Below are 23,923 nucleotides of genomic sequence, written 5' to 3'. Positions count from 1 at the left end.
GTCACGATGGGTGAAAATGCATGAATCCCGCAGATTCAGAGAACCCACAGATTGCATGAGTCTGAAAACAAATCTGCGGGTTTTCTGAATCTGTGGGAAATCACAAAACCTGATGACGCGAGGTATAGTTGATGGCCTGCTGCGAAGCCGCGCAGCGAACATCAACCGTTGGCGAACGGCTCAGCGCTTCACCCCGCAGGTGAATGCCACTCCCACACGCAAGACCCTCAGTGTCAGGCTATCAACCATCCACTCTCAACCATCAACTATGGAAAAACAGGAGAGAGCTGGAGCCAGCGTTGCCGGTGACCTTCACCAAGCCGGACGCCGCAACGGCACAACGCTAAGCCGTAACCATACAGAAGGTGAACCACCGAGGCACCGGGCACACAGAGGATTTAAGAAACACCTGGAAGTCACCTCATGGTGAAGTCGATCAACAAGACTCTTCCCTCTGTGTCCCCTGTGTCTCTGTGGTTCCATTGCATGGACACGGCTAAGCCGCATTGACGAAAGCGGACGGTAAGCAAAGGTTTAAAAACAGGTGCGCATTGACCCGAGGAGGACTGCGCACTCTGATCCATCAGCCGTTGCCACGACAGCTTCCAATAACAAAGGGCGTGATCGGCCCGGATGCTGCTCTATGGGAGGCACCCGCATGTATTCATCCTCTGTTCCTTGGAAAGTTCTCTCGTCCCACGTCGCTGTCAGTGTTCTCACGGCGGGCTGGAGTCTTGCGGACATTGAACCAGCAGCCGAGGAGGATATTCGCACCTTCACTGTCGCGGTGGCGTTTGATTCGCCGTTTTTGTCCGTGCCCGTTGTTCAGCTTGGTCTCACCGGTTTTGACATGGATCAGCGTGACAGCTCCCGCATCAGCATCAAAGCAGATGGCATCACCGAGTCGGGCTTCCTGGCATTCATCACCACCTGGGCCAACACGCGTGTTTACGCCGTTGAGTTCAACTGGTTCGCCATCGGACCATAAAAAGGCAGTCGTGTGCCCAGCCTGCACGCCCCATTCACGGCATAGATCGTGCCAGGAGCTGCGCTATGTTTTCATTGTCTTCCCGGACTCGATGATCATGTTTCCCAATGCCGTCCCACCCGGCGTTGGTGGGGAGGTGCGCGAAGGGTGCTTTGCGCCAACCATCTTCGCCACCTCGAAGGTCTGCCATGAAAAAACGCACGTGGTTCAAACGGTCCAGCCTGATTTTATCCGCCGTGGTGTCCATGGCGGCACCCGCTGGGAAGCTGTCCAAGGAGACGAAAGTTCCCAAGGGCTGCAAGAAATCCAAGTCCCCGCTCTCCAGTGTCGCGGACGAAAGGTATGGGGATACCAGTCCGCCGTTTGACGACGATCTTCAGGCGCAAGGACGGCACCATGCCGCCGCCCATCATCACAAGACACGCGCCACCACTGCCGATGAAGTGCGTCGTGCGCTGCCGGTGGGCCTCCATCCACTCACGCCTGCAATCCCAGTGGAGGAAGTGCGCCGCGCTTTGGCTGCAGACATGCCGCAGGAGGAGGTGCGCCGCGCCGAACCTTCGGATCGCTATACATGGAAGCGCGACATCGGGACCACGGTCTTCTGGATTGGTGAAGAGCCCACGCAGAACAATCCCGTGCCCAATCATGCGAGCAGTTGGGACCAGCAATGGGCCAAGCACTACGGCGGTTACGACGACCCGAATCCCAAGGCACGGCAGGGCTACTTGCCCGCCGAGTTCACGCCGAAGCAGAACCCCTTCTACGTGGCGCTGCCCTACAACGACATCACCCAGCACGGTCACAAGAAAGATGCGCACAGCGTCATCCCCTGGTTCAAGCAAGGCTTCACCAGCAAATGGAAATCGGTGTGCAAAGGCCGCTGGATCGCCATCCGCAAAGGCGACCGCGTCTGCTACGCGCAATGGGAGGATGCCGGTCCCTTCACCACAGACGACGCGGAGTACGTTTTCGGCGATGCGCGGCCGAAGCCCAACCCCAATCACAATGCCGGACTCGATGTTTCACCCGCCGTGCGTGATTTTCTCGGCCTCGACGGCAGTGATGTGACGAATTGGAAGTTCGTGGAGTTCGAGGAGATCCCCCAAGGCCCCTGGGCAAAGCATGGGGAGAACAATCACTTCGTCCTGAACCGCAAGGCTGCGGAGGAACGGACTCTGGCCATGACTGCGCTGGCGAAGAGAAGTCCCATTATCAGACGTCGCACCCAGGCTGCCTCCGCAGGTTGAACATGCACCCCATTTTCACCTTCAAGCTGGTTTGCAGAAGCACCACGAGCGGTAAGACAGCTCGCGCGACTTCAGCGCCTCATACACGCGTGATCCCGGCAGGCCCGCGAAGTCGCGACCAAGCGAATGCAGGAATTTGGGCAGGCGTTGGCAGATGAGCGTCTCGCTGCGTGCCGCATTGCATTCCATGCCGCGCAGCACTTCGGCGCGGATGTCGCGTGTTTGCACGATTTGCAGCGATGCGTTGGCGATGGCGGTCTCCCACTCGGCGAAGCCATCACGGAAGCGGAAATCGGCATAGAGAAAGTGACCTCCAGGCTTCAACACACGCGCGACTTCGGCGAGGAAGCCGGGAAAATCGGGGTAGCAGTGCGAGGCCTCGACATTGATGACGGCGTCGAGCGAGTTGTCAGGGAAAGGAAGCTGCTGCGCATCACCTTGCACAAAACTGAGGCCGGAAACGCGATGACGTTGCTGACAAAAGGCGATGCCGGTGGGATTGAGGTCGAGGCCGGTGTAGTTCGCAGGCTGCAACGTGCGCGTGAGCCAAGAAGCACCGCCACCGTGACCGCAGCTCACTTCCAGCACGTCTTTGCCGCGCAGACCGACCTGCGTGGCGACGTGATGATAAAGTTGGATGCAGGCGCGGTTAGGTTCGTCCTCTGGATCGAGCTTTAAACCGACCGGTGGGTCGGTTTCGAAGGCGTAATTGAGAAACAGCACCGCCTCGCCTCGCAGCCGTCGCGTGAGGAAGGGATACCACAGCCGCCAGATGGCTTTGCGGACGGATGGGATGGAAAAGAGGCGTTCAAGGAGTGACATGGCGTGGGAGCAGCCTGCGATTTGATGATGGCTTACGCAACCGGCCAGTTGGCATCCATGAGCGGCAGCCCCAAAAGTCGCCGCCTGCCAGTTCAACGAAGTCCTTGCGCGAATGATGTTTTGGGCGACTCATCGCGTCGATGAAAACCTCCCTTGTTCTTCATACCGTCGCTTCCTTCCTGGCCTTTTCCGTTGTCACCAACGCGCAGAGCGACACCGCGCATCACCGTGCGGTTTACAATGCGATCAACGCCAAGGAGGACTCGCTCAAGAAAGTCACGGCCACGCACAAGGATGAGCCAACGGTCTTTGCCCTGACCGGCTGGCTGGAGGGCGGTGAGGTCAAAAAAATCGTGGCGAAGAGCGGCGATGATGGCGATGGCGTCACCGAGTATTATCTGGAAGGCGGCATGCCGCTCTTTGTCTTCAACACCTACAGCAAAGGCAGCGCGAGCAAAGCAGGCGCCCGCGTGGAGGAGCGTCTCTATTTCAAAGACGGCAGCATCTTCAAATGGCTAACGAATGAGAAGCCCGCCCCCGTCTTCCATGGCGAGGACTATCAGGCCACCACGGAACTTTATACCACGAACTGCGAGGCCTTCGTCGCCGCACTGAAAAACGGCAAGACTGCTGGCAATGCCAAAGCGGCGGCCAAACTGACGGATGGCGTGTTCCTCGGCATCGAGGAGGGCGATTACGCCCACTGGAACATGCGCACCGTGGCTGGTGACGAGGTTTCCTACTTCATCCTGAAGCCTGACGCCTCGGTGGACAAGGTGCTGGAGCAGCCGAAGGCTTTCATCGGTAAGAAGTGCCGCGTGACCTGGAAAAAATCGACGGAGAACATCCCTGAGGCCGGCGGCAAGATGGAGATCGAGCAGATTCTCAGTGTCGAGTGGCTTGGCAAGAAGTAGCGCCCATGGCATCTCCTGAAAATGTGCAACTGGCCGCCCGCTTCGGCATGTTCATGCTCGCTGCGGGTGGGTTTGGTTTGATCACTGGCACCACGCTGAGCCGCAGCGGCATCGTCCGTCGTGGCGAGGAGCCGGGTGCGTTTTACACCACCTGCATCTGTCATCTGGCCGTCGGTGCCTTCTGCTACTTCGGGCAGTTCTTCGTGCAGACCGCGTAGATGAGAGTGCTCGGCAAAAGCATCGCGCCGGGGTCCATAGCCGACACCAAGACGGCTCGCTCAACAACGCGTCCGTTCAGCGTGAGGTTTGGTCGAAAACAATCGGCCGAGTATTGCCGACGCCCGGCGGAAACTCGTCGGTGACAGGCGCACCGATGGTCTTCTTCGGATGCTGTGGATCGCGGAAGTCGAGAATCACAGTTTCATCGCCTTTGCGGATGTGAATGAGCCCGCTGCCCCATGCGGAACGAATGAATGGCGAGTCGTAGCCGCGTGAGGGTGAGAGATTGGTGGGTGTGCCGTTGATTTCACCCGGCTTGGCGGTGCCGTGGAAGCTGAGAGTGGCGAATTTGAGCACGCCGTCGGTATTGTCGATGGGTTGGGCTTTGATGGCGGCTTTGAACGTGTTGAAGTTGTGGTCGTAGTCGCTCGCTTGGTTGGCGATGAGGATGACTGGCGCGTTCTCGGCGTTGAGCGTGAGAAAAGCTTTGTTGTCCTTCGTCACGGCATCAGCGTGCTGCCATGCGGGTGCCCAAGTGTGGCCGACGGTCACGACTTTGACGGCGGCAAAGGCATTGCCGTCTTTCACAAAGATCCAGCCGCCATCCTCCTGCACATCATCGAGCGTGGGGCTGAAATAGACGCGTAGATGGACAGGATTGGCGGACTTGGGATTCGGCGGCACGGGTGCCCACTTCTGCGTGATGAGAATGTTGCGATCCTGGAGGCTGAAGAAGGGATTGAAACCGTGCCAGTCGTTCGCTTTGGCAGGCAGAACCTCGAAGCCGATGCGTGCGAGCGGTTCGCTCGCAAAGACGACGCCTTGCCAGCGGAATCCGCCGCTGGTGTCGTCGGTGAATGCGGGATTAACCGCAACGGAGCCAAGGATGTAGTCGGGTGTGACAAAGCCGCAGCGCAGCACGCTGCGATGCGGATCGAGCGTGCGCCAGAGCAGGCCGTCAGGATCGGCGTCATCGCGTCCACCGCCTTCGGCCACCGGGCCGGGCCAGCGAGTGGTGAAACTGTAGCTGCCACGAGTTTTGGTGTCGCGTGCGAGGCTCACAATGGCCGGTGGCGGATAGTAACTGCTCGTGGTGACTGAATTTTCGCCCAACGGCAGGAAGGTGCGGCCCGGTGCATTGAAGAGCGTGTTGTAGCTGCGTTCGTTGGCGAAACCGCCGTCGTATTCGTGCCCCACCTTCACGCGGCTTTTCGGCCCGCCGCGTGTTGTGAGCAGCGTTTCCTCGGCCATGACAGCGTAAACGAGATCAAGATACATGTCGGCCTTGCGACGCAGCACTTCATCCTCGGCAAAATCCCGCACATTGTAGAGTGCGTTGATGCTGTCGCCCTGATAGCTCGGAGAACCGGCTTCGGTGAACTGCCCATGCTTCGCGCGTTCATCGAACCACTTCAAAAAGTAAGCGCGCCGCACCTCATACTGCTGCGCCAGTGTGGAACCGTCATCGAGCTTCTGGTCGGCATACGCTGGACTTTTGCGCAGGAATTGTGTGGCCAGCAGATCGCAGGTCTTGCTGGCGAGATGATGGTTCTCGGAGCCTTCAGCGTCCCAGACGTCGCGTTTCGCCTCGGCGAGTTTGGTGTTCGCCTTCGCCACCTTCCACATGCCGCGCTCGAAGTTGTCGATGGCTTTCGGTGACAGCAGTCCTTTGCACGATCCCGTGCGCAGATTGGTCAGCGCATACAGCCGCATGAAGCTGACGGTGAAGAGGCTGAAACCAAACTTCGGATTCGAGTTCCACTCGAACTTGTCCGACTCGAAGAACGCATTGATCTCGTCCACGCGCTGGCCCAGCAGCAGCGATGGCTGTCCATAGCGCACCCAGCCGATGGAGTCGGAGCTTTTACTGTCGCTGACTTTCATTCGCTCCAGTCTCGCCGTGCCTGCCATCATGCACGTCTTGAGCCGCTCCAAGTAATCCGCTGGAAGATTCCGCATGTGCTCCGGCGGCCATGTTACAGGCTCGGCATGAACTTGGGTAACGAGCAGCAACGTGCCAAGGAGGGAACGGATGTGATGGCGATGCATGAATCGTCGCAACGTGAGCGGTGCTGGCGTCTTTCAGATCCCCTAGCCAGCTTCCGATGATAGACCCCATGTAGGCGGTCGTTTGTGGTGGCCCCAATGAAGTTCCTCGTTCGTGTCAGTGCCATTCTCTTGTCCGTGTCCTGCTTGCAGGCTGGTGATGTCACTGGGGTTGATCCTGACCTGCCGCAGCCGCTCGATTTCAGCTTTGCGGATGATTTGGTGACGCACTCGCCCTTCACCCGTGCGGTGAATTTGCAGGAGTCGCTGCAACTCACCGGCATCGCCTACGTCGATGGTCATCCCATTGCCACGGTGCTCAACAAGGAGACCAAACAGCGCTTCGTGGTTTCAGAAGAGCCCAACGCGCAAGGCTGGCGGCTCATGACGGCCAGCGCCGGTGCCGATCTCTATCAGACTCACATCGAGATGCGGGTCGGGGAGGAGATTGTCGCCATGCACTACCAAGGGCAGCAGCTTTCCCCAGGGAGCAGCGGGAAGGATGGCTCGAAGGCGCGAATGGCCGGCTCCAGCAAGAAAGATGGCGACAAAGTGAAGCCGTCGTCCTTCCTCGGTGAGCAGGGCCGCGAGATGTATGATTCCCTCTCGCCTGAAGCGCGCGACAAATTCAAAGACCTCATGAAATCGCGTCAGGAAAAACATCCCGAACTCACGCCAGAGCAAACCTCGGACTATGCTCAGAAGGTCTTTGCCAAACTCAAGGCGTCCGATCCATCGTCCGCAGGCGGCGGCAAGACTCCCAAGCCACCAAAGAAGAAGCAGGGCGCTTGAAAGGAGTGCAGGATGGGATTTTGCTTTGCCAAATTCATCATCTGCCGCAACGCTTCATGGGGCTGCGAATGGTGCAGACCCAACCAGCACACACAAAACGATGAGGAGTCAGAAACAAACCAACAAAGCGCCCCGGCCCTTCAAGAACAACTCATCCGCTGGCAAGTGGACCGGTGGCAGCGGGAGCAGTGGCTTCATTCCAGGCCCCAAGGTCGTGCCACGCGTGAAAAAACCTGACAGCGGGCCGCCGCCCGCAACGCCGCCGCCTTAACGGACCATCATCCACACGGTGCTGGCACCGTGCCCGTGGGGAAAATCCACCGCTGCCGCCGTGCGCGTGTATTCCGTGGTGCGGCGCTTGATCTTCGCGCAGGCACGCGCCTGACGTTCCATGGAAGCCGGATTGAGCTTGGTGCAGTTGGTGGACAGCAGGATCGCACACTTGGGCGCCGCTATTTCCAGCGCAGCGAGCAGCAGATCTTCAAAATGCTGCTCCACCTGCCACAGGCGGCCGTTGTTGCCGCGTGAGAACGTCGGCGGATCGAGGATGATGGCATCAAAGCGCTCACCGCGATGTCCCAGCCTCGGCAGCAGTTCCAACGCGTCATCATTGATGAAACGATGCCCGGCTTCTGCGATGCCATTGAGGGCGAGGTTCTGTTTGCCGCGATCCAGCGACTTCCGGGACAGATCCACGCTCACCGTCTCCGCTCCCGTGAGGCCTGCCACGGTGCTGAAGCTGCAGGTGTAGGCAAAGGTGTTCAGCAGCCGCTTCGGCCGCAGCGCGTGCAGCTTGGCGCGGTTCGCGCGTTGATCCAGAAACAGCCCGTGACTGTAGCCGGTGCCGAAATCCAGCCCAAAGCGGATGCCCGCCTCCGTCACCACCGTCGTGAGCGGCAATGAGGCATCGCCTGAACGCAGGATGGGCGAGACGCGCTCATGATTCTTCAACGGCAGGAACCGTGTGAAGACCCGCGCTGGCGTCCACTGCCCCGACACACTCCACGCCTCCAAACCAGCGGCCAGTTCTTCCAGCGCGGCGTCATTCTTGTGTGAAATCATCGCGTCATCGCCCAGCCGCTCCACCCAGCCCGCCGAACCCGATGCCAGCCGATGTGCCGTCGTGCCTGCCACTTCAAAGGCTTCGCGCTCACCCGGACCAAGCCAAGTCGCGGATTGGATAGCATGGCCACTGGAAGAAAAGGGATTCACCAGGCAACGCCTGTCGCAGGATCGTTGCCCAAGCAACACATCCCTGCGATCTTCTCCGCTCAAGCGATGTGAAATTCTTGTTTTGGCAGCGTTTCACCAAGAGCCACCCCATGAAATCCATCGCCTTCACTCACCTGCCTGCCATCCTCACCGTCCTCTGTCTCTCCGCGCTCGCTTGCCATGCGGAAGTGAATCAGGTCGAAAAAGTCGCCGCCGATGTCTATTTCCATGAGGGCGAAATCAGGCCTGCGGGGCACTGCAACAACGGCTGGATCATCTTTGCAGACTATGTGCTCGTGATCGATGCCAATTTTCCCTCCGGTGCTCGTGTGATCATCCCAAAGATCGAAGCGCTCACAGACAAACCCGTGCGCTTTGCCTTCGACACACATCACCATGGCGATCACGCATACGGGAACCAAGTCTGGCTCGAAAAAGGTGCCACACCAGTCGCGCATGAGGGGGTGCTCGCGGAGATGAAGAAATACGAAACCGGGCTCTTTGGCGACAAGCCCGGCAGATGGGAAGATGCCGCGAAAGGCCGCAAGGATGTCGCCGAGAGCAAACTGAAGGCGCCGACGCTGCTGTATCGCACCGAGATGATTTTCGACGATGGGAAGCATCGTGTGGAACTGCTGCACTTCGGCACCGCTCACACGCACGGCGACGGCTGGGCCTGGCTGCCCAATGAGAAAATCCTCTTCAGCGGCGATGCCTGCGTGAACGGCCCCTATAACTTCACCGGCGACGGCGACATCGGCGAATGGATCAAGACGCTGGAGGCCGTGAAGAAGCTCGGCCCGAAGGTGGTCTGCCCTGGTCATGGTCCCATGGGAGGCCCGGAGTTGCTGGAGGATCAGCAGGCGTTCTTCATCGCCTTGCAGGACGAGGTGAAGAAGTTCGCGGGCAAAGATCCCACCGAGGTTGAAGCCGCCGTGCCCGCCATCATGGCCGCGCTGAAGAAGCATGAGCGCATCTCCCGCTACGTCGGCAAATTCCTGCTCGCGCAGGTGGAGAAGGCGTTCGTGGAGCAGGGCGGCAAGCCCTTTCCGAAGCCAGAGGTGCTGGCTAAGTGAGCAGAAGAATATCATCCTCGGTGCCCCCCGCCTCAGACATCTTTAAGCCAGGGGAAACGCAGTGATCCAGTTCTGCTCTGCGATCGTCCAGCCTCTGCGGTTCAATCCAAATTAACCGCAGAGGTTGGACGGTCGCAGAGGCTCATTGACATTCCTTGTCATGGTTCAAGCAGCGCCCGAGGTCAGGATGTCTGCGCCGGTAACGCGGCAGCATTGGACGCCATGCCGCAGAAGACATTGTCGTTGCGGTGTCAATGCAGCCGGTCGGCAACTGCGCATTGATTCCTAGCCGGTGGGAGGCTGCTGCTGCTAGCGCGGCAGGTGAAACAAAAACGGAGTGATGCGAGGCATCACTCCGTTGCGTGAAGTTGTAGCAGCGCGATTACTTCTTGGCTTCAGCCGCCGGCTTGGCTGGTTCCGCCGGCTTCTCGCCGGTGATGGGGTTGGCACCGGGAGCGGGGGCTGGTTTGATCTCGGACTTGGGAGTCTGGGGGATCGGTGAAGCGGGGGTGGTGAGTGCAGGAGCGGCCGGGGCGGGCTGCAGGCCTTCGAGCATCTTTTGCACGTTGGGCAGGCCGCCGGAGGGAGCAGCGCCTGCGGCAGGAGCGGCGGGGTCTTTCTTCTCGGGCTCGGCGAGGATTTCGCCGCGCTTCTTGAGGAGGCTGCTGATGGTGTATTCGGTGACTTCATAGACCCAGCCGTTGAGCTTCTGCTCGGCGGCGAGTTTGTCGGCAAGCTTCTTCTTTTCTTCAGCGAAGGCGTCGTCTTTGGTCTTTTTGTCCTCGGGCTTTTCATCCTTCACAGGAGCACGTTCCTTGGGCAGTTCGGCGCTGACGGCGACGGTGAGGTAGTATTTGTCGCCACTGCCATCCTTGCCGGCCTGTTTGACGGCCTGAATGCTGTAGGTGAAGCCGTCAAAGGTGGTGATCTTCGCTTTCACGGCACCTTTCATGATCTCGGCAGCTTTGTCTTTGCCGAGCACGTCGTTGAAGGTGGGGCCGGAGAGCAGGGTGGCGATGGAGACCTTGGCGGTGTCGATGCGTTCGCCGGGTTTGGCGCCTTCGAGCGGGAATTCAGCGGCTTCGGCATCAGCACGGGCGGCTTTCCAGGAGTCTTCGGGCTTGGCGGCGGTGACTTCGATGGATTTGATCTTCTGCACATCGAAGAAGGCCTTTTCGATCCAACTGTCGGCCTTGGTGTCGAGATCTTCGAAGGTGTTGCCAACGGTCCAGATGGTGTCGCCATCTTCGGGGATGCGCACGAGGCGCTCGCTGCTGCCACCGAACGGCGAGGCGTTAGCATTGCCGGAGCTGGTGACGTTGCCGCCGAGAACGAGGGACTTCTTGATGTTGCCCTTGCCGTCGAGCAGTTCGACGAGGGTGCCGATGCCGTAGGCGTTGGGTTCGCCGGGCGGCTGGACGCCGACCTTGCCCCAGGACTCTTTGCCGACGCGCTGCTTGCGGGCGATTTTCTGTTCCTTGAGGGCGAGGAGGGCGCGGCTGATCTTCTCGAAGCTGGCTTCGTAACCGCCGCGTTCCGCGAGGGTCCAGAGGGTGCCGTTGAGGGCGACGTTGACTTCGCTTTTTTCGTCCTTGAGGCGGATTTTCTGCACGCTGTTCACGTCGAAGTCCGGCAGGAGCATCTCGCGCGACGGTGCGCCGACGCGGGAACCGCTGCTGAGGCGGGAACTGCGGTCTTTCTGCTGATAAAGAGCGGCTCCGACGAGTGCGGCGAGCACGGCGGTCAGAATGAGGATCTTTTTCATGGGTGGTTCAGTAAGGTTGGAAAATGGAGGAAGGGTTAAACGGCGGCGGTGGCGGCACGACGGCGGATGGCGAGCAGAATGCCGACGCAACTGACGAGCAGCGGCACGCCGAGGAAGTTCAGCCACTTGAGCGTGGTCTTGGTGAACTCGATCTCCTTGTTCTGTTCTTTCTTGATGTCGCGTTCCTTGCGGGAGAGATCGACGTCGTTCTGCATGAGGGCCTCGAGGTCTTTCTGCTGCTGTGGATCGACGATGAAGCCCTTGCTCTTGGCATCACGCTTCAAACGCAGCGCGCCCATTTTTTCGGCAGTTTTCTGGCGTTCGGCTTCGAGCGCCATGAGCTGGGGACGGAAGCGATTCTCCACTTTCTCGCGCATTTCCTTGAGCGTGCTGAAGGGGCGCACGGCGGACTTGCGGTTGCGCACCTGGAGGAGATCGCCGCCGCCGGAGAGGACTTCGATGGCGTTGAGGATCATCGGCAGGTTGCCGGTGCGGGAAACCATTGCCCCGGTCATGGGATCCTGCTGCACGCAGAAGGCGTCATAGGTCATGTCCACGTCGGAGAAGAGAATGACGGCACCTTCGCTGTTGCTGGATTCCTTGAGGGAGCCGTCGTCTTTCGGCGCTGGAGGCGCGGCGGGTGCCGCAGGAGCAGCTGGGGCTGTTGCTGGTGCTGCTGGAGCGGCGGCGGGAGCAGCAGGAACTGAAATCGGCGGTGTCGTGACCGATACAGGGGGCGTGGTCACGGTAACTGGTGCTGGAGCGGCGGCGGGTGCTGCTGCGGGTGGAGTAGGAGCAGGAGCGGCGGGCTTGGGTTCATCCTGCGCACCACCGGTGTCGGGTTTGCCGGGGGCTTTGACGGGTTTGCCGCCGGGGAAGGCGGTTTTGAATTTGCCGGTGAGGCGCAGGCCGAGGATTTGCCTGCGACCGCTCGAATGGAACCCGGTCATGCCCTGGGGGGAGCGGGCTTTTTCCGCTTCCGACTGATCGACCAGCTCGGACTCCTCCGAACTGCTGGCGAGCGTGGTGGCATCAATGCCCTCACGTTTGTCGATGCTGAACGCACCGGCGGTGACGAGGGTGAGGGAGTTGAGGCCGGAGGTGATGCGGTCGTCGCGGTTGATGGCGGCGGCGGGGAGCTGCAATGCGGTGGGATTGTTGCGCCCTTGCAGCATGCCGCGGTAGTTCATGTCGGCGACGATCTGGTCGCCCTTGTAACCGACGCCCCAGGCCTTGAAGAGATTCTTCAGGTCGGAGGTGGTGTTGATCACGCCGCCGGGCTGGCCGGTCATGGGATTCTGCTGGCCGCTGAAGGCCTGGGCGACGACGCTGTTGGGATCGACGAAGGCGATGACCTTGCCGCCACCGAGCAGGAACTGATCAATGGCGTATTCGGCGCTCTCGCTGATGTCGGCGGCATGCAGGACGAGGAGCACCTTGATGTTGGTGTCGATCTTGTCGGTGCCCAGCGGCACTTCGACGACTTCATAGTCGGCACGAAGCTGCTGGATGATCACCCATGGACCCTGGCCCTGCTGCTTTTGGAAGGGATACATCGGCGACCCCATGACCGGGATGGAACTCATGACGCCGATGACGTTCTTGACGGGCTTGCTGACCTTGGAGATGGCGCGGGCGATGTCGTACTCGACTGCGGAGCCTTCATTGGGCGCCGGGGGATTCAGAAAGGGAATGACTTCTTTCTGACCCAGGCACTCGATGGCGAGGCCGAGGTAGATTTTGTCGCCCTCTTGATTCACCGGGCCCATGTCCTGGATTTCATCGGCGCGGGCCTTGTCCTCCTCCTCGGTGTTCGGATTGGGATGGATGGTTTCGAGGATGATCTTGTCGCCGGAGGCCTTCACCAGCTCCAGCAGCAGGTCTTCGACGGCACGCACCTGCGGCTTGAGGACGTTCGGCATCACGCGGTCATCCGTGGTGTAGTAATAACGGATGGTGACGGGTTCGTCCGCGTTGAGACGGCTGAGGATGGTCTTGGTGCCCGGTGAGAGGGTGTAGATTTTGTCCTCGGTGAGGTCGATGCGGAAGTTGCCGAAGCCGAGACCACCGACAAGGAAGTTCAGGACGACGACGATGGCGATCACCAGGATGGCGGTGATGCCGGTGGCGGCTTGTTTGCTGTTCAGATTTACGCTCATGGTGTCAAAGCAGGTTGGAAGGTTGGTTTGATGCCAGGATCAGGCGCGCTTGGCGCGCAGGGCCAGATGAGTGATGATGAGAGTCACGGCGATGACGGAGAGGAAGTAGAGCACGTCACGGAAGACAAAGATGCCCTTGGTCAGCTCAAAGAAGTGGTCCATGAAGCTGAAGTAGCTGACAAAGCGCACGAAGCCAGCCGCCCAGTCGGGTGTGGTGCTGACGATGGTGTGCGTGACACCGGGATCACCAATGAGGGCGATGACGATGCAGAAGGCGACACTGACAATGAAGCACACCACCTGGCTGCGCGTGATGGCGCTGATGGCGGAGGTGAGCGCCAGGCAGGCCAGCGCATACAGATAGCTGGCAATGTAGCCGCTGATGATCGGTCCCATGTCGGGATTGCCGAGATAGCACACCGTCCACACGATCGGGAAGGTCAGCGCGAGACCGATGAGCCAGACACAGGAAGCGGCGAAGAATTTGCCCAGAATCGCCTGCCAAGGTGACACTGGCATCGTCAGCAGGAGTTCAATGGTGCCAAGGCGATGCTCCTCCGACCACAACCGCATGCCCACGGCAGGCGCGAGCACGGTGTAGATCCACGGATGCCAGACAAAGAAGCGTTCGGTCAATGACACGTCCTCGCTGTCGAGAATGCGTGAGAAGAAGAAGGGGAAGCCCATCGCTGCCAGCAGGAAGATGACGACGATGACGTAGAGGACGGGCGAATTGAAGTAGGCCAGGAACTCGCGCTTGAAGACGGCCTTGGTGTTCTGGATGTCTCGGTTGCTCATGTTGATTGGAATTGGGGTTGGGAAATGAAATGCGGTTTAAGCAGCCTGCTTGTGCGCCGTGTCGGGCTTGGTGATGCTGCGGAAGACCTCGTCGAGCGACTTTGCGCCGGGAACGAGCTGCTTGAGGCTTGCGGGCGTGCCGTCGGCGACGACTTTGCCGCGATCAATGATGATGGCGCGTGAGCAGGCAGCTTCGACCTCCTCAAGAATGTGCGTGGAGAAGATGATGGCCTTGTTCTGGCCCATGCGCTTGATCATGCCGCGCACTTCGTGCTTTTGATTCGGATCGAGGCCGTCGGTCGGCTCATCGAGGATGAGCACATCAGGATCGTGAATGATGCTTTGCGCGAAGCAGGTGCGGTGGCGGTAGCCTTTGGAGAGCGTGTCCACGCTTTGGTTGCGCACGCTGTCGAGGAAGCAGAGATCGAGCACGCGGTCGATGGCCTTGGTGCGGTCCGCACCATGCAGGCCGCGCAGCTCGGCGCAGAAGCCGAGAAAGCTGGCCACCGTCATGTCGGAGTAAAGCGGCGCATTTTCCGGCAGGTAGCCGAGACGCTGTTTCGCCTGCTCGGGATTTTCGAGCATGTCGATGCCGCAAAGATTCACGCTGCCGCTGGTGGGGCGGAAATAGCCCGTGACCATGCGCATGGTGGTGGATTTGCCGGCGCCGTTGGGGCCAAGGAAGCCGAGTACTTCGCCTTTCTCCACAGAGAAGGAGACATCATCGACTGCCACCTTGGTGCCGAACACTTTGATGAGGTTCTTGACTTGGATCATAACGTCGTTGGATCAGATGGGTTGGGGGAGACAGAAGCCACAGGGGGGGCGGGTCTGGTTGTTCGCCCCCTCCGGACGTTCAATCGCGGGCCGCTGCTTTAGGAGGTATGCACGGCTTTTCAACTGAATTTTCGACGGGAAGCGGGATGCGTTGAACGCGGTGGTTGACAATCAGGTTGCAGGAAAAATTTCAACGTGACGAGGCAATGTGATCACCTACACTCCGCGCTCCCAGCCGCCAAGCCTCATGCTTTGGAATCAAAACATCGACCCCAACAAGGACCCGTCACAGAAACCCTTCGTTCTGTGGCGTCCCTTTATCATGGCATGGCAATGGCTGGTGCCGCCGACGGTGGCGCACCGCGACCGCCAGTCACCACTGGCGCGCTGGATCGCCGCCTTCGTGATCATCAGCATCTGCACCACACTGCTGCTCCTGGGCATCGTGTACGCTAGGCCGTTGAAGAACTCGTACAAGAACATGCGCGCGGAGAGCATGGTGAAGGAGGCGCGCCGCATGGCGGAAAACGACCAGGTCGTGAATGCCGTGATGAAAGCCCAAGAGGCCGTCCTCTTTGCCCCGGAAAGCATCGACGCCATCCGGCTGAATTTTGAGTACTTCACGCTGATGAAGCGCGACACGGCGCTCTATTTCTATGACAAGCTCAAGGAGTTCGGAGCTCTTACCCCAGCGGACGAGCAGATGCATGTGCGCTGTCTGCTGAATCTCGGCAGGCCGAAGGAGGCCTCCGCCGCACTGGAACAACTGATGCGGGTCGAACAGCCCAGCGAAGCGCTGATGAAGCTGGCCGAGGATGTCTGGGGCCAGCGCGAGCAGAACAAACCGCTGCTCAATGTGCTGCGCATTTTTCACGAGAACCACCCAGAGGACAAGGTCGGCGCGCTGCGCTTTGCCAAGGTGCAGATCGCCTCAAGCAATCCGTCCGAAGTCGGCCAGGGCATGGAACTGCTCTGGACGCTGGCCGCCCAGGAAGATGTCCTGGGCCTGCAAGCGCTGGAATTCATCGACAGCCTGCCCTCATTGTCTCCGATGGATGCGGACAAGCTGATTCAGCGCCTCAAAACCCATCCCAAGGCGGGAGATGCGCATTACGTCGCCGCCTTGAAACGCGAGGTGCTGCAGGCACCGGAACGCAAAAAAGCCATCGTGATGGATGCGGTGGCCAAATACCGGGACAAAAAGCGCGATCAACTGCTGCCCTTCGTGCGCTGGCTCGTCGAGCAGGGAGAATTTCTTCAGGTGCTGACCATCCTGCCCGAGGAGGAGGCCAAGGCGCATCAGGGGCTGCTGGAGAACTACCTCAACGCCCTGACGATGCTTCAGCGTTTCAACGACCTGGAGCGCCTGGTCAACGATCCGAAGGTCGCGGACATCCTCGATCCCACCACGGTGGCGATGTTCCGGGCACATCTGGCCTATGTTTTGAAAAAGCCAGCCGAGGAGCTGCGCGGCAAATTGATCGCCGCCAAGGATGCGGCGCAAGCCAACGGCCGCTACCCTGCCCTGCTGCGCATCGCCCAGTATGGGGAGGACCGCGGTCATTTCGACATCGCGGAAGACGCCTACCGCCTCGCCATCAAGGCGGCGCAGCGGGCCTCGGCCTCGGCCCGCATCGAACGCGAGGCTTTCACCGGCCTCATCAAAGCCTGCGAGGCGAATCAAAACACGGAATCCTTGCTCCAAGCCACTTTGCATGCCGTGCAGCGCTGGCCGGATGACAACACCTTCATCGAACGACATCTCTACTCCAGCCTGCTGGCGGGTCGAAACATCGAGCTGTCCCTGCGCGGCTCGCAGAATCTCCTGAAAATCCAGCCCAAGGACCACCTGCGCAAACTGACCGTCGCCCTGGCATTCTGGCGCCTGCATGACATTGATCAGGCCGTCCGCTATCTTAACTACATCGATTTGAATCCACTCAGCGAGGGACAGCGCGCGGTGTTTGCCGCCATTGCCAACAGCGGCGGCTTCCATGACGAGGCCGCCGGTGTGATCAAGGCGATCAACCCCAAGGCTAGCATGCTGCCGGAGGAACGGCGCTGCTATGAACGTGCGCTGGAGCAGCCGTCTTCAGTCGTCCGGCCACAGCCGTGAGGCGTCCTTGAGCCTGCCAGCCGCAAATTCCACGCCTTCGGCTTTCAGCAGCGCGATTTTTTCACGCACCTTCGCGCCCGTGGTCTGGCCAGAATAGCCGCCGAGTGTCAGATCCGCGCGGATCACGCGATGGCAGGGCACCTCGGGAGCCAGTGGATTGCGTTTGAGCGCCTGCCCGATCGCCTGCGCCGAGCGGCAGTGCAACGCCCGGCCGATGCTGGCGTACGTCGTCACCCGTCCGCATGGGATTTCGCGGATGAACTCATAAACGCGCTGCTGGAATGGTGTCATGGGGGGCAAGAAAAAAGCCGCCTGAAAACAGGCGGCTTTTGTCATTCATGGCGGAACGGACGGGACTTGAACCCGCAACCTCCAACGTGACAGGCTGGCGCTCTAACCAATTGAGCTACCGCTCCTTCACCAAGAATTGGGCCGCGATACTAAACGCATGCATTGCGCTGGCAAACGGAAACTTCTGCGTGTGAAAATTTTATCAACACGCGCGCACCGCCGTCTGCGACACGCACAGCACTCAAGGCACTTCTTCACCGGAACCGGTGAAGAACCAACCTTGCACCTGCCCGTTCACCACCAGCGCCTGCGCCTCCGCCGGTTGCGGACCAAATACGGTTTTGGCATCGAAGTTCACCTTTACCGCCCAGCCGTTCTTGCCCTGCAATGTGGCAGGCTGCGCTTCCTGCCAGCCGGTGATGTTATCGGGTTTGATTTCGGTGACCTGGCCGCGCTTCATGCTGGCAATGAGCAGCGGATAAGTGCCATCGGCGGCGCGCACCGGTTTGCCGCTCGCATCCGCCTCGCTGCTGGAAGGTGCGGCGATGGTAGGCTGGGCCGCAGATTGCTGCTGCTGCTTCTTCGCCGCGATGGCTTTGAGCTCCTCCGCACGCACAATCTTCCATTTCTCGTAGGATTCGTTGAGCTGCGCCTTCAAATCGGTGCCGTCGATGGGCAATTGCGCGCGTGCTGGTGAGGTTGCGGTAGGTGCTAGAATGATCACCCCATTCTCCGCGCTTAGCGCGAAAGCTTTGCCACCAGCAGCCACCTTGCTTGCGCCCACGCTCATCTTGAACATGGCGTCCTGCAGCAGCTTCACCTCACGTGGGAAAGCCGAGGTTGGAATCTTGAGCCAGTTGCCAGTGAGGGCCTCGATGGGCTCGAACTTGGGACTCGTGGACGCTTTGACAGTCGCAGGAGCCGGTGCTGGTGTGACGGGCTTGGGAGACTCCACCACGGCAGGCATGACCGGCGCGGGCGCGGCTTCAACCACCACAGATTTGGGCGGCTCCGCAGATTTCACCGGTGTAGGTTTCGCCTGTTTCGGCGGATTGAGGCTTTTGAAGACCACTTTCTGGCCCGGAGGAGCCAGGAAGTAATCATAACCGAGAAAAACGCCGCCAAGGATGAGGAGGGTGTAGAAGAGTGATTTCATGGGAGTGGAGTTTGATGAAGCATGCGTCACCGCATGAGCAAGCGATCCAGTACTTCCATTTCTTGGGCGGACCATTGCATTTTTCTGTAAAGTTTACGCAAAAATGCGCCGGGACACGCCACTTGCGGGCGGGGGTGACTTCGCTACATAAAGCTAACGCCCATGCCTCAATCCAACCTGCTCCTCGGAGTCAACATCGACCATGTCGTCACCCTGCGCCAGGCACGCTATCGCACCATGCTGGCGTCGCCGAACGCAGAGCCATGCGTGCTGACGGCGGCGCTTGAGGCGGAAAAGGCGGGTGCCCACTCCATCACCATCCATCTGCGTGCCGACCGCCGACATATTCAGGACGCGGACGTGCTACTGCTGAGAAAACACATCGGCACGAAATTGAATCTGGAAATGGGCAACACGCGCGAGATTCTCGCCATCGCCCTCGAGATGCGGCCCGACTTTGTGTGCATGGTGCCGGAGAATCGTGAGGAAGTGACGACGGAAGGCGGTCTCGATGTGGTGGGCCAGTGTGAGGCCTTGCGCTCGACAGTGACGGCACTCAGTGACAACGGCACCCGCGTCAGCATGTTCATCGCCCCGGACCTCGAACAAGTGCGTGCCAGCGCTGACATCGGCGCGGCGATGATCGAACTGCACACTGGCACCTTCGCCAATCACACCGGTCCCGAGCGCGATGCCGAGGTGCGGCGGTTGTGCGCGGCGGCCGAACTGGGTCATGCGCTCGGATTGCAAATCAACGCCGGGCACGGCTTGACGACGAAAAACCTGCCCGATCTCTGGGCCGTGCCACATCTGGCCGAACTGAACATCGGTCATCACATCGTTTCGCGCGCCGTGTTCATCGGCCTGCGTGCGGCAGTGCAGGAAATGCTGGCAATGATGGCCACCTACCGCGATTGAATCCCCATGAAACTCACTGGCATCGGCATTGATCTCGTGGAAGTGCCGCGCATCCGCGAAATGTTGGAGAAGCACGGCCAGCGCTTCAAGGATCGCACCTTCACGGCGGCGGAGATCGCCTACTGCGACGGCTGCGCCGAACCGGCGATGCATTACGCCGCACGCTTTGCCGCCAAAGAAGCCGTCGCTAAAGCCCTCGGTACCGGCATCTGGGCCGATGGCGTGAGCTGGACGGACATCGAAGTCGGGCGCGAGGCCAGCGGCAAGCCGGTGATCATCCTGCATGGCATGGCCAAAGAACACGCCGGCGAAGCCACCTGCCTCGTCAGCCTCACGCACACCCGTGATCTTGCCATGGCGCAGGTGTTTCTGGGGTGAGCTTTTGCTTTTCACGCATTGCCGCAACCGCTACACTCAGGTTCATTAAATCATGCGACGCGCGATCTATCCCGGCAGCTTCGACCCCATCACCAACGGCCATCTCGACGTGCTTCAGCGTGCGGCGGGCATTTTTGACAATCTCATCATCGCCGTGGCCCGTGACAATTCGAAGCAAAGCCTCTTCTCCGTCGAAGAACGCGTCGAACTCATCCGCAACGCCACCGCTGACATCGACGGCATCGAAGTCATGCCCTTCGACGGTCTGCTGGTGAATTTCGCCCGCCAGCACAACGCCATCGCCCTCGTACGCGGCCTGCGTGCCGTGTCCGATTTCGAATTCGAGTTCCAACTCGCCCTCATGAATCGTAAGTTAGAACCGAACCTTGAAACCCTGTTCCTCATGCCCCGCGAAGAGTACACCTACATCAGCAGCCGTCTGGTGAAGGAAATCTGCCGCCTCGGCGGCCACATCGAGCAATTCGTCCCGCCCAACGTCGCCATCGCCCTGCGGTCCAAGCTTCAGCAACCCTGACCTCCCCATGCACCGTCCCCTGCACATCGACATGCGTTCCCTGCCCGACAGCGGCAAGGATGTCTCCGGCCACGAACCTCCCGCATTCTTCGGCTTGGAAGAAAAAGACCCCGTCCGGGCCATTTCCCCGCTGCAGTACGACCTGCACATCGAGCGTGACGATGGTGACCTCATCGTCACCGGCACGCTGGCGGCCACCTTCAGCCTCGAATGCGGCCGCTGCCTGGAGCGCTTCGAGCACCGCCTCGAAATCGCCGATTACGCCGCCGAACTAGAGTTTGAGAAGGATGCCACGATCAACTTGACGGATACCATCCGGGAAGATACTCTCCTGGCCCTTCCGAGCTACCCACGCTGTGAGGACGGCAATGTCCGGCCTCGTCAGTGTCCCGCCGAAGGCAGGTTTGAACCCGTGCTGGAAACAGCCGCAGACGAGCCTCAAAGTGCGGGCCAGGGTGTATGGGAAGCATTGAACAAGTTAAACTAGACCAGACCCCCCACCCGATACTCTCATGGCCAATCCGAAGCGCAGACAATCCAAGAGCCGCCAACGCATGCGTCAAGGCGCCAACCGCTGGAAAGCGCCCACCCTCAAGAGCTGCCCTGAATGCGGCACCACCGTCCCCGGCCACGTCGCCTGTCCCTCCTGCGGCTACTACCGCGGTCGTCAGGTGATCAGCAAGGTCGCCGGCGAAAGCTAGGACCAGCCCCGCATTCCCTTTTCATTCACCCCGCAGTGTCTCACGACGCGGCGGGGTTTTTGTTTTGCCGTACGACAAACACTCATTCCCGAAGGGACGTAAGAGCCGGAGCGCGGGTGTGTCGAAGACCACTCGCCATTTTTTGGCAAATGGTCAGCAGCAGAAAAGACGGCGAGTTAAAAACTCGCGCTCCATCAGCGCGATCGCTTCGCTTGCAAAACCTTCTCCACCTCGGCGAGTGGCAGGCAGTTGACGACATCCTTGCGGGTGAGCCAGCCTTTGCGGGCGGCTTTGACGCCGTGGATCACGTCCTGGAGGCCACGGGTGCTGTGGGCATCAGGATTGATGCTGCATTTGACACCTTTCTCCTTCGCCAGCTTCCACCAGCGCCAGTCCATGTCGAGACGCCAGGCACTGGCGTTGAGTTCGATGATGGTGCCAGTTGCAGCAGCGGCATCAATCACGGCGGCGACATTGACGTGATAACTAGGACGTTGGAGCAGCAAACGGCCGGTGAGATGACCGAGCATCGTCACATGTGGGTTTTCAATGGCGCGGATGATGCGCTTGGTCATCTCGGCTTCGGGCAGATTGAAGACGTTATGAACCGAAGCGACGACGTAATCGAGCTGGGCCATGATTTCGTCGCTGAAGTCGAGACTGCCGTCCTTGAGGATGTCCACCTCGCTGCCGGTGAAGATGCGGAAGTCGTCTAACTCAGCATTCAACGTTTTGATTTCCTCAATCTGAGCAAGCAGCCGCTTTTCATCGAGACCATTCGCCTGAAACGATGATTTACTGTGATCGGCGATGCCGAGGTATTGCAGGCCAAGATCGTGCGCGGCGGCGGCCATTTCGCGCAAGGTCGCACCACCATCACTCGCGGTGGTGTGATTGTGGAAGACACCGCGCAGGTTTTCGAGCTGGATGAGACGCGGCAGGCCGCCGTGCTCGGCAGCGGCGATCTCGCCGGTGTTCTCACGCAATTCGGGGTCGATAAAATCGAGATCGAGGGCGCGGTAGAGGTCCGCTTCATCATGAATCGGCGGAATGACCGGCGCATCGGCATGATCGGGCACGGGAGTGAAAGCGTACTCGTTGAGCGACCAGCCGCGATTGAGCGCCCGCTGGCGGATGGCGACGTTGTGCTCCTTGCTGCCGGTGAAGTAAGCAAGGGCGAAGGGGAACTCTTTGTTGGAGACGGCCCGCAGGTCACACTGTACGCCGTTGACGACATGCACACTGGCCTTGGTGGGGCCTTTGGCGATGACATCGACAACGAGAGGCATCTGCACGAAGGCTTCGATGACATGCTCCGGCTGCTTCGTGGAGACGAGGAAGTCGAGGTCATGCACGGTCTCCTTGCCACGACGGAAGCTGCCACAGACCTCAGCATGCGAAACATTGGGATGTCCGCGTAACGCTTCCAGAATTTCCTGCGCCAAGGGATAGACCTGATCCTGGCGGAACTCGGACGCATGCTGCTCGCGGAAGGCGATGCTTTCGAGCAGCTTCTCCACCGTCTTGCCGCCGAAACCAGAAAGCTTCGCGGCCTCACCGCTTTCGCAGGCACGTTTCAAATCGGCGATGGAGGACACGCCGAGTTCAGCATGCAGCGCAGCCACTTTCTTCGGGCCAAGGCCTTGGACATCGAACAGCTCGAACAACGTGTCGGGAAACTCGGTTTTGAGTTTCTCGTAGAACTCCAGCTTTCCCGTCGTGGCCATTTCATGCAGTTTGTCCCGCAGCGCCTCGCCCAGGCCCTTGATGCCGGCGAGCTGGTTCTCGGCGGCGAGTTTCATGATGTCGCCACTGAAGCTTTCGACGATCTCGGCCCCGGTGCGGTAGGCACGGACTTTGAAGGTGTTTTCTCCCTTCAATTCAAGCAGCAGGGCGATGCGTTCAAAGATGGTGGCGGCGTCAGCGCGGGTCATGCGCACATCATGGCGTGACTTGCCGCAAGGTGAAGCGCGAAGTGCGGCGGTTACGCCAGTTTCGCTACGCCGACCTGCTTCTCCAATGTTTTCAAACGACGCAAGGCATCGGGCAACTGCGCCATGGCAATCCACTGGCGCTTGGCCTGCTTGTCGGGAGCGGCGGGATAGCCGAGCACGGTTTCACCAGCAGGAATGTCACGCATGACGCCGGATTTGGCACCGATGGTGGCCTGCGTGCCGAGTTTGAGATGACCGGCGATGCCGGATTGCGAGGCGATGACGACGTAGTCGGAAAGCTGGGTGCTGCCAGCAAAGCCAACCTGCCCCATGATGAGGCAGTGCCGCCCCATGACGACGTTGTGGGCCACATGGACGAGATTGTCGATCTTGGTCCCCTGCCCGATGACGGTGGAGCCGAGCGCACCCCGGTCGATGGAGGTGTTGGCACCGATCTCGACATCGTCATGAATGACGACGTTGCCGACTTGCAGCATTTTGCGATGGCGGCCTTGATCAAAGACATAGCCGTAGCCGTCCGAGCCGATCGCCGTGCCAGCATGAATGATGACGCGATTGCCAATCTGTGTTTTCGGATAGAGCACCACATTCGGGTACAGGCAGACATCCTCACCGACCTGGCTGTCGAGACCGATGTGATTACCGCCCATCAAGACCGAGCGCGGCCCGATACGTACACCAGCACTGATGATGCAGTGCGGACCAACCGTGGCCGTGGCGTCAATGACGGCGGTGGCATCAACCACCGCACTCGGATGAATCCCGGCGGCATGCGTTTCTGGCGGGAAGAACAAGGGCAGCACCTTGGCGATGCCAATACGGGCGTTTTTGACGCGAATCAGAACCTTCGTGGCGGATTGGAAGCCAGCAGAAACGAGGATTGCGCTGGCCGGGCAGGCTTCGGCAGCCGCCAGATAGCGGCCGGTTTCAGCGAAAGTCAGATCGCCAACACGCGCACCATCGGCTGGCGCAATGCCAGTGATCATCAACGTGCCATCACCGACAACTTCACCACCGATCTGCTCTGCAATAAAGGCGACGGTGAACATGGAAAA

Annotated in this window: 23 protein-coding genes and 1 tRNA gene; 12 read left to right on the top strand and 12 right to left on the bottom strand. The window is 59.8% G+C overall.

Annotated features, from left to right (window positions below; all coding sequences use genetic code 11):
* Positions 1–658: 658 nt before the first annotated feature.
* Positions 659–988 carry an H-type lectin domain-containing protein gene (locus ACKVY0_RS30565; RefSeq protein ID WP_409218678.1) on the top strand — a complete coding sequence of 110 codons (330 nt, stop codon included), beginning with the start codon at positions 659–661 and terminating at the stop codon, positions 986–988.
* Between the two features lie 188 nt (positions 989–1,176).
* Positions 1,177–2,238: a hypothetical protein gene (locus ACKVY0_RS30560; RefSeq protein WP_409218677.1), complete on the top strand. Its 1,062-nt coding sequence runs from the start codon at positions 1,177–1,179 to the stop codon at positions 2,236–2,238.
* Between the two features lie 21 nt (positions 2,239–2,259).
* Here ACKVY0_RS30560 and ACKVY0_RS30555 read toward each other — a convergent pair whose 3' ends face one another.
* Complete coding sequence (locus ACKVY0_RS30555; RefSeq protein ID WP_409218676.1) at positions 2,260–3,060, bottom strand: phthiotriol/phenolphthiotriol dimycocerosates methyltransferase; 801 nt, start codon at positions 3,058–3,060, stop codon at positions 2,260–2,262.
* Positions 3,061–3,200: 140 nt separating this feature from the next.
* On the opposite strand from ACKVY0_RS30555, the gene ACKVY0_RS30550 reads away from it, so the two are divergent.
* Positions 3,201–3,974, top strand: coding sequence for a hypothetical protein (locus ACKVY0_RS30550; protein ID WP_409218675.1), 774 nt, complete (start codon positions 3,201–3,203; stop codon positions 3,972–3,974).
* A gap of 5 nt (positions 3,975–3,979) precedes the next feature.
* The gene (locus tag ACKVY0_RS30545; protein WP_409218674.1) at positions 3,980–4,192 is read left to right on the top strand and encodes a hypothetical protein; all 213 of its coding nucleotides are present in this window, start codon (positions 3,980–3,982) and stop codon (positions 4,190–4,192) included.
* 76 nt (positions 4,193–4,268) lie between these two features.
* Here the strand turns inward: ACKVY0_RS30545 and ACKVY0_RS30540 are convergent, their stop codons facing one another.
* The gene (locus ACKVY0_RS30540) at positions 4,269–6,242 is read right to left on the bottom strand and encodes a hypothetical protein (protein ID WP_409218673.1); all 1,974 of its coding nucleotides are present in this window, start codon (positions 6,240–6,242) and stop codon (positions 4,269–4,271) included.
* Between the two features lie 96 nt (positions 6,243–6,338).
* On the opposite strand from ACKVY0_RS30540, the gene ACKVY0_RS30535 reads away from it, so the two are divergent.
* Positions 6,339–7,031, top strand: a complete 693-nt coding sequence (locus ACKVY0_RS30535) for a hypothetical protein (RefSeq protein ID WP_409218672.1) — start codon at positions 6,339–6,341, stop codon at positions 7,029–7,031.
* Positions 7,032–7,298: 267 nt separating this feature from the next.
* Here the strand turns inward: ACKVY0_RS30535 and ACKVY0_RS30530 are convergent, their stop codons facing one another.
* The gene (locus ACKVY0_RS30530) at positions 7,299–8,243 is read right to left on the bottom strand and encodes a class I SAM-dependent methyltransferase (RefSeq protein ID WP_409218671.1); all 945 of its coding nucleotides are present in this window, start codon (positions 8,241–8,243) and stop codon (positions 7,299–7,301) included.
* Between the two features lie 110 nt (positions 8,244–8,353).
* Here ACKVY0_RS30530 and ACKVY0_RS30525 point away from each other — a divergent pair, with 110 nt between their 5' ends.
* On the top strand, positions 8,354–9,319 hold the full coding sequence (locus ACKVY0_RS30525) for an MBL fold metallo-hydrolase (RefSeq protein ID WP_409218670.1): 966 nt from the start codon (positions 8,354–8,356) through the stop codon (positions 9,317–9,319).
* A gap of 382 nt (positions 9,320–9,701) precedes the next feature.
* Here ACKVY0_RS30525 and ACKVY0_RS30520 read toward each other — a convergent pair whose 3' ends face one another.
* From ACKVY0_RS30520 to ACKVY0_RS30505, 4 genes are read right to left on the bottom strand one after another with little or no spacing between them, the layout of a single operon-like run.
* A complete protein-coding gene (locus ACKVY0_RS30520; protein ID WP_409218669.1) occupies positions 9,702–11,084 on the bottom strand; it encodes a DUF4340 domain-containing protein in 1,383 nt (460 codons plus the stop codon).
* Between the two features lie 35 nt (positions 11,085–11,119).
* On the bottom strand, positions 11,120–13,243 hold the full coding sequence (locus ACKVY0_RS30515; protein ID WP_409218668.1) for a GldG family protein: 2,124 nt from the start codon (positions 13,241–13,243) through the stop codon (positions 11,120–11,122).
* A gap of 39 nt (positions 13,244–13,282) precedes the next feature.
* A complete protein-coding gene (locus ACKVY0_RS30510; protein WP_409218667.1) occupies positions 13,283–14,041 on the bottom strand; it encodes an ABC transporter permease in 759 nt (252 codons plus the stop codon).
* A 36-nt stretch (positions 14,042–14,077) separates the two neighbouring features.
* Positions 14,078–14,818, bottom strand: coding sequence for an ABC transporter ATP-binding protein (locus ACKVY0_RS30505; RefSeq protein WP_409218666.1), 741 nt, complete (start codon positions 14,816–14,818; stop codon positions 14,078–14,080).
* Between the two features lie 208 nt (positions 14,819–15,026).
* Here ACKVY0_RS30505 and ACKVY0_RS30500 point away from each other — a divergent pair, with 208 nt between their 5' ends.
* Entirely contained in the window at positions 15,027–16,934 is a 1,908-nt protein-coding gene (locus ACKVY0_RS30500) for a hypothetical protein (RefSeq protein WP_409218665.1), read from the top strand.
* Here the strand turns inward: ACKVY0_RS30500 and ACKVY0_RS30495 are convergent.
* From ACKVY0_RS30495 to ACKVY0_RS30485, 3 genes are all read right to left on the bottom strand, one after another.
* Positions 16,911–17,225 (bottom strand): MGMT family protein, encoded by a 315-nt coding sequence (locus ACKVY0_RS30495; protein WP_409218664.1) that lies wholly within the window; start codon positions 17,223–17,225, stop codon positions 16,911–16,913. The genes ACKVY0_RS30500 and ACKVY0_RS30495 overlap by 24 nt on opposite strands.
* A 48-nt stretch (positions 17,226–17,273) precedes the next feature.
* Positions 17,274–17,350, bottom strand: a tRNA-Asp gene (locus ACKVY0_RS30490).
* A gap of 116 nt (positions 17,351–17,466) precedes the next feature.
* Entirely contained in the window at positions 17,467–18,381 is a 915-nt protein-coding gene (locus ACKVY0_RS30485) for a hypothetical protein (protein WP_409218663.1), read from the bottom strand.
* A gap of 162 nt (positions 18,382–18,543) precedes the next feature.
* On the opposite strand from ACKVY0_RS30485, the gene ACKVY0_RS30480 reads away from it, so the two are divergent.
* From ACKVY0_RS30480 to rpmF, 5 genes are read left to right on the top strand one after another with little or no spacing between them, the layout of a single operon-like run.
* Positions 18,544–19,299, top strand: a complete 756-nt coding sequence (locus ACKVY0_RS30480) for a pyridoxine 5'-phosphate synthase (RefSeq protein WP_409218662.1) — start codon at positions 18,544–18,546, stop codon at positions 19,297–19,299.
* 6 nt (positions 19,300–19,305) lie between these two features.
* Positions 19,306–19,677 (top strand): holo-ACP synthase, encoded by a 372-nt coding sequence (acpS, locus tag ACKVY0_RS30475; protein ID WP_409218661.1) that lies wholly within the window; start codon positions 19,306–19,308, stop codon positions 19,675–19,677.
* Positions 19,678–19,726: 49 nt separating this feature from the next.
* On the top strand, positions 19,727–20,212 hold the full coding sequence (coaD, locus tag ACKVY0_RS30470; protein WP_409218679.1) for a pantetheine-phosphate adenylyltransferase: 486 nt from the start codon (positions 19,727–19,729) through the stop codon (positions 20,210–20,212).
* 7 nt (positions 20,213–20,219) lie between these two features.
* On the top strand, positions 20,220–20,699 hold the full coding sequence (locus ACKVY0_RS30465) for a YceD family protein (RefSeq protein ID WP_409218660.1): 480 nt from the start codon (positions 20,220–20,222) through the stop codon (positions 20,697–20,699).
* Between the two features lie 25 nt (positions 20,700–20,724).
* Positions 20,725–20,913, top strand: coding sequence for a 50S ribosomal protein L32 (gene rpmF, locus ACKVY0_RS30460; protein ID WP_322278095.1), 189 nt, complete (start codon positions 20,725–20,727; stop codon positions 20,911–20,913).
* Positions 20,914–21,107: 194 nt separating this feature from the next.
* Here rpmF and polX read toward each other — a convergent pair whose 3' ends face one another.
* Positions 21,108–22,847, bottom strand: coding sequence for a DNA polymerase/3'-5' exonuclease PolX (gene polX, locus ACKVY0_RS30455; protein ID WP_409218659.1), 1,740 nt, complete (start codon positions 22,845–22,847; stop codon positions 21,108–21,110).
* Positions 22,848–22,897: 50 nt separating this feature from the next.
* On the bottom strand, positions 22,898–23,917 hold the full coding sequence (gene lpxD, locus ACKVY0_RS30450) for a UDP-3-O-(3-hydroxymyristoyl)glucosamine N-acyltransferase (RefSeq protein WP_409218658.1): 1,020 nt from the start codon (positions 23,915–23,917) through the stop codon (positions 22,898–22,900).
* Positions 23,918–23,923 lie beyond the last annotated feature (6 nt).

It is taken from the genome of Prosthecobacter sp., from assembly GCF_046154365.1.
GTDB lineage: Bacteria > Verrucomicrobiota > Verrucomicrobiia > Verrucomicrobiales > Verrucomicrobiaceae > Prosthecobacter.
Note: the sequence above shows the minus strand (reverse complement) of the source record. Positions and strands in the feature narration are given on the sequence as shown.